Consider the following 5,829-nt stretch of genomic DNA (forward strand, 5'->3'; position numbering starts at 1 on the left):
CAGACCGAGGTTTGTGTGGCGGTTTGAACGTCAACTTGTTCAAGAAAGTTGCTAAAGATATGAAAAACTACGCGGATAACGCAGTAGAAGTCGATCTTTGCGCGGTTGGACAAAAAGCAATTAGCTTCTTTAAAAGCTACGGCGGTAATGTCGTTGCTGCATTAAGTCACCTTGGTGACGCACCTGCAGCACATGAGCTGATCGGTTCTGTAAAGGTGATGTTGGATGCTTACGAAGAAGGCAAGATCGACCGCCTTTACGTGGTATACAACGAGTTTGTAAACACCATGACGCAGAGCCCTGAAGTAGTACAATTGTTACCGTTAGAAGCTGCTGAAGAAAGTGAAATGCAGCATCATTGGGATTATATTTACGAGCCTGAAGCGAAAGACTTACTAGATGGCTTGTTAACGCGTTACGTTGAATCGCAAGTTTATCAAGCGGTTGTTGAAAATGTAGCATGTGAGCAGGCAGCTCGAATGATCGCAATGAAATCTGCAACAGACAACGCGGGCGACATTATCAAGGAATTGCAGTTGGTTTATAACAAAGCGCGTCAAGCAGCGATTACTCAGGAAATTTCTGAGATCGTTAGTGGTGCAGCTGCGGTATAAGTAGTTCCTGGCAAATTTTGTGTATTTAAAGATTAAAAGTTAACGAGGATCCGGACATGAGTAGCGGAAATATCGTACAAATTATTGGAGCTGTAATCGACGTTGAATTCGCGCGCGAATCAGTTCCAAATGTATATGATGCGTTGCAGGTTGATGGTGTTGATACAACACTTGAAGTACAGCAGCAACTAGGTGATGGTATCGTACGTACTATCGCAATGGGTAGTACTGAAGGTCTAAAGCGTGGGCTGAATGTAGATAACACTGGCGCACCAATTTCTGTACCTGTTGGTCCAGAAACTTTGGGTCGTATCATGGACGTTCTAGGACGCCCAATCGACGAGCGTGGTGACATCGGTGAGCAAGAGCGTATGCCTATTCACCGTAAAGCACCTACTTACGCAGAGCAAGCAGCATCGGCTGAATTGCTAGAAACCGGTATCAAAGTAATCGACTTGGTTTGTCCATTCGCTAAGGGTGGTAAAGTTGGTCTATTCGGTGGTGCGGGCGTTGGTAAAACTGTAAACATGATGGAATTGATCAACAACATCGCACTGAAGCACTCTGGTCTTTCAGTATTCGCAGGTGTTGGTGAGCGTACTCGTGAGGGTAACGATTTCTATCACGAAATGCAGGAAGCTGGCGTTGTAAACCTAGAGACTCCAACAGACTCTAAGGTAGCGATGGTATACGGTCAGATGAACGAGCCACCAGGAAACAGGCTACGTGTTGCCTTGACTGGTTTGACAATGGCTGAGAAGTTCCGTGACGAGGGTAAAGACGTACTATTGTTCGTTGATAATATCTACCGTTACACACTGGCAGGTACTGAAGTATCAGCACTGCTAGGTCGTATGCCTTCAGCGGTAGGTTATCAGCCTACACTAGCTGAGGAAATGGGTGTTCTTCAGGAGCGTATTACATCTACTAAGACTGGTTCGATCACATCGATCCAGGCAGTATATGTACCTGCGGATGACTTGACTGACCCATCTCCAGCAACAACCTTCTCTCACTTGGATGCAACAGTTGTATTGAGTCGTGACATCGCTTCTAAGGGTATTTACCCAGCGATCGATCCACTAGACTCTACTTCTCGTCAGCTAGATCCTTTGGTGATTGGTGCTGAGCACTATGAAATTGCACGTGGTGTACAGACAGTACTTCAGCGTTATGCTGAATTGAAAGACATCATTGCGATTCTTGGTATGGACGAATTGTCTGAAGAAGATAAGCAGACAGTTGCACGTGCTCGTAAGATCGAACGTTTCTTGTCACAGCCTTTCCACGTTGCCGAAGTATTTACGGGTGCACCGGGTAAGTATGTATCTTTGAAAGACACTATCCGTGGCTTCCAAGGTATCTTGGGCGGTGAGTACGATGATCTTCCTGAGCAGGCGTTTTACATGGTTGGCTCTATCGACGAAGCAGTCGAAAAAGCGAAAAACATGTAATCATCCTTTAGTAGAAGCACTTTAAGATATTTAAAGTGCTTCCCTGATGAAGGTAGAAATTATGGGTATTAGCGTGCATTGCGATATCGTAAGTGCTGAAGAGCAAATTTATTCGGGTCTTGTTGAGCTAGTTGTTGCTGCTGGCGAAATGGGTGACTTGGGTATTGCTCCAGGCCATGCTCCACTAATGACGAAGTTGAATCCTGGTCCTGTTCGCGTTATCAAACAAGGCGGCGAAGAGGAAGTTTTCTACGTATCCGGCGGATACATGGAAGTTCAACCAAGCTTAGTAACTGTGCTAGCAGATAGTGCAGAGCGAGCTCACGACGTTGATGAAGCAGCAGCTCTGGAAGCTAAGAAAGAAGCAGAAAGAGAGCTGGCGAATCAGAGCGGCGATTTTGATTACTCTCGAGCAGCATCTCAACTAGCTGAAGCATCAGCGCGACTACGCGTGATTCAGCGAATGAGAAATAAGCATTAATGAGCAGTAATTCGTAAAATAAAGAAAAAAGGCAGCTATTTAGCTGCCTTTTTTCTTTTATGTCATATGGAGTGTCTATAATCAAACGATTGTAGTAGAAAAAGTTTAGGAAAAACGATTATGAGTTTACATGTGGTTATCCTTGCAGCTGGGCAAGGTTCTCGAATGAAGTCTAAATTACCAAAAGTTTTGCACCCTGTAGCGGGAAAGCCAATGCTACAGCATGTGTTGGATACAGCGAATAAGTTAGATGCTGAAGGTATACATATTGTTATCGGTCACGGTGCTGATCAGGTAAAAGACACAATTAAAGAAGATGTAAACTGGTGCTTACAAGCTGAGCAGCTAGGTACGGGCCATGCGGTAGCACAAGCAATCGACCACATTCCAGAAGACGCGCAAGTACTAATACTATACGGAGACGTGCCCTTAACCAGTCAGGCAACATTGTCTCAATTAACGGCTTTAGTTAATGAGAAGCAGCTTGGCTTATTGACAGTCGACCTTGAAAACCCAACGGGCTATGGTCGAATCGTTCGGAACGCAGATGGCGATATTGAAGCCATCGTAGAACAAAAAGATGCTTCAGAAGAAGAATTAATGATTCCGGAAGTTAATACCGGAATACTTGCTCTACAGGCTTCAGTGTTGCATAAGTTTATTCCGACACTTGGTAACAGCAATGCACAAGGCGAGTACTACTTAACTGATATTATCGAGATCGCCGTAGCAAATGGCTTGCGAGTTGAAAGCCATCAGCCAAGTTTTGAGCAGGAAGTTCAAGGCGTGAATAATCGCCTGCAACTATGTGAATTAGAGTGCTGGCACCAAAGCATGATATCGGAACAGCTAATGCTTCAAGGTGTCACCATCTATGATCCAAATCGTTTAGACGTGCGCGGTGAATTAGAATGCGGCCAAGATGTCACTATCGATCTTAATTGTATTTTCGAAGGGCATGTCGTACTTGGTGAGGATGTCAGCATTGCACCAAACTGCATTATCAAAAATTCAACAATCGGTGCTGGTACCACGATACATGCTAATTCAATTATCGAAGATAGCTTTGTGGCAAGCGCCTGTAATGTGGGCCCGTTTGCAAGACTGAGACCCGGAACGAGTTTAAAAACTAAAGCGAAAGTCGGTAACTTTGTTGAGACCAAGAAGACGACCGTTGGTGAAGGTAGTAAGATTAACCATCTTAGCTATGTTGGTGACGCAACCTTAGGCAAAAATGTTAACGTGGGTGCAGGTACAATTACCTGTAACTATGATGGCGTTAACAAGTTTCAAACAGAAATTGCAGATGATGTGTTTGTTGGCTCCAATACATCATTAGTTGCGCCGGTGAAAGTTGGTAAGCGTGCGACTATTGGCGCGGGGTCTACTGTCAATAAAGATATAGAAGAAGAACAACTAGCTGTAGCCAGGTCAAAGCAAAGAAATATCGATGGTTGGGACAGACCCAGCAAAAAGTAAGTTAAAGATTTCGACTAGTAAAGTAATCGAATAAGATTTGGAAAACAGGAACAAAAGGTATGTGCGGAATAGTTGGAGCTGTGGCTCAAAGGGATGTAGCTGAAATTCTTCTCGAAGGTTTGAAGCGTTTAGAATATAGAGGATATGATTCAGCAGGGTTGGCTTTATTGTCTGAAGCAGGCGAATTTAATCGCTTGAGACGTATAGGCAAAGTTCAAGAATTGGCAGACGCACTAAAGGCAAACCCTTGCAAAGGTGGAACCGGTATTGCACACACACGTTGGGCAACTCATGGTGAACCTAGCGAACGTAATGCCCACCCTCATGTATCAGGTTCCGAAATTGTAGTTGTTCACAACGGGATCATTGAAAACCATCATACTCTGCGTGAGAAGCTAAGTGCCGTGGGTTATGAATTTGCTTCGGATACAGATACCGAGGTGATTGCTCATCTAGTTCATCATGAACTAAAAACACATGACTCACTATTATCAGCATTCAGATCAACTGTGAAGAAATTAGAAGGTGCTTACGGAACGGTTGTTATGGATACCAGTGATCCAGACCAGCTAATTGCAGCGCGTTCTGGTAGCCCATTAGTGATAGGATATGGCATAGGAGAAAACTTCCTGGCATCAGATCAATTAGCATTATTACCAGTAACGAACCGTTTCTCCTTCCTAGAAGAAGGCGATATCGCCGTACTGACACGCCAAGACGTGACCATCTATGATGCTGTAGGTAGTGAAGTATCAAGAGATATCAATGAGTCTGATGTCTCGCATGATGCTGGCGACAAAGGGCCATATAAGCACTACATGCTAAAAGAAATCTATGAACAGCCGATTGCTATTAAGAACACCTTAGAGGGTAGAATTGCAAACGGCCAGGTTCTTGACACGGCCTTTGGTGAAAATACAGCAGAGATTCTAAAAGGCATTGATCACGTTCAAATTATTGCCTGTGGTACGAGCTACCACGCCGGCATGGTCGCACGTTATTGGTTTGAAGAAATTGCTGGTGTGTCGTGTAATATCGAAATTGCATCTGAATTTAGATATAGAAAGTCGGTTGTTCCGGCTAATGCACTATTGGTTACAATCTCGCAGTCAGGTGAAACAGCCGATACTCTGGCAGCACTAAGACTGGCCAAAGAAATCGGATATAAAGCTAGTTTGACCATTTGTAACGTGCCTGGTTCTTCACTAGTTCGTGAGTCAGACTTAAACTATATGATGAATGCGGGCGCTGAGATCGGCGTAGCATCCACCAAGGCATTTACCGTTCAATTAGTTGGCTTACTGCAGCTTGTCGTCGCTATTGGAAAGAACAAAAATATGCCAGCCGAAACGGAAGCTTCGATCGTTGAGGCCTTACAGGCACTTCCTTCAATCATCGAACAAAGCTTGGATATGGATAAGCAAATAGCCGAATTGGCGGAAGACTTTGCTGACAAGCACCACAGTTTATTCCTGGGTCGTGGTGATCAATACCCGGTTGCGATGGAAGGTGCACTGAAGCTTAAAGAGATTTCGTATATTCACGCTGAAGCTTATGCCGCAGGCGAATTAAAGCATGGCCCATTGGCTCTTATCGATGCAGACATGCCAGTCATTGTTGTTGCACCGAACAATGAGCTTCTAGAAAAACTGCATTCTAACGTTGAAGAAGTACGTGCAAGAGGTGGTTTGATGTATGTTTTTGCTGATCGAAACGCACACTTCAAAAGTGATGACACCATGAAAGTACTAGACGTACCACATTGTGAAAAGATCGTCGCGCCGATTTTATATACTGTGCC

Annotated in this window: 5 protein-coding genes; all 5 read left to right on the forward strand. The window is 44.3% G+C overall.

The window, feature by feature from the left end; genetic code table 11:
* Nucleotides 1–614, forward strand: a 614-nt coding sequence (gene atpG, locus A3757_RS17660) for an ATP synthase F1 subunit gamma (protein ID WP_068740018.1), incomplete at its 5' end; no start/stop codon positions are given.
* A 56-nt stretch (nt 615–670) separates the two neighbouring features.
* Nucleotides 671–2,068 carry a F0F1 ATP synthase subunit beta gene (gene atpD / locus A3757_RS17665; protein WP_068507288.1) on the forward strand — a complete coding sequence of 466 codons (1,398 nt, stop codon included), beginning with the start codon at nt 671–673 and terminating at the stop codon, nt 2,066–2,068.
* Between the two features lie 61 nt (nt 2,069–2,129).
* A complete protein-coding gene (locus A3757_RS17670) occupies nt 2,130–2,549 on the forward strand; it encodes a F0F1 ATP synthase subunit epsilon (protein WP_068507286.1) in 420 nt (139 codons plus the stop codon).
* A gap of 120 nt (nt 2,550–2,669) precedes the next feature.
* Nucleotides 2,670–4,028, forward strand: coding sequence for a bifunctional UDP-N-acetylglucosamine diphosphorylase/glucosamine-1-phosphate N-acetyltransferase GlmU (gene glmU, locus A3757_RS17675; protein ID WP_068553201.1), 1,359 nt, complete (start codon nt 2,670–2,672; stop codon nt 4,026–4,028).
* Nucleotides 4,029–4,087: 59 nt separating this feature from the next.
* Nucleotides 4,088–5,829: glutamine--fructose-6-phosphate transaminase (isomerizing) (gene glmS, locus A3757_RS17680; protein WP_068740020.1), on the forward strand; the 1,742-nt coding region annotated here is incomplete at its 3' end.

The organism is Oleiphilus sp. HI0117, from assembly GCF_001635235.1.

Excerpts from the sequence above, each read along its gene's own strand:
- glmU (WP_068553201.1), top strand. The coding sequence starts at position 2,670 with ATGAGTTTACATGTGGTTATCCTTGCAGCTGGGCAAGGTTCTCGAATG.
- A3757_RS17670 (WP_068507286.1), top strand. The coding sequence starts at position 2,130 with ATGGGTATTAGCGTGCATTGCGATATCGTAAGTGCTGAAGAGCAAATT.
- atpD (WP_068507288.1), top strand. The coding sequence starts at position 671 with ATGAGTAGCGGAAATATCGTACAAATTATTGGAGCTGTAATCGACGTT.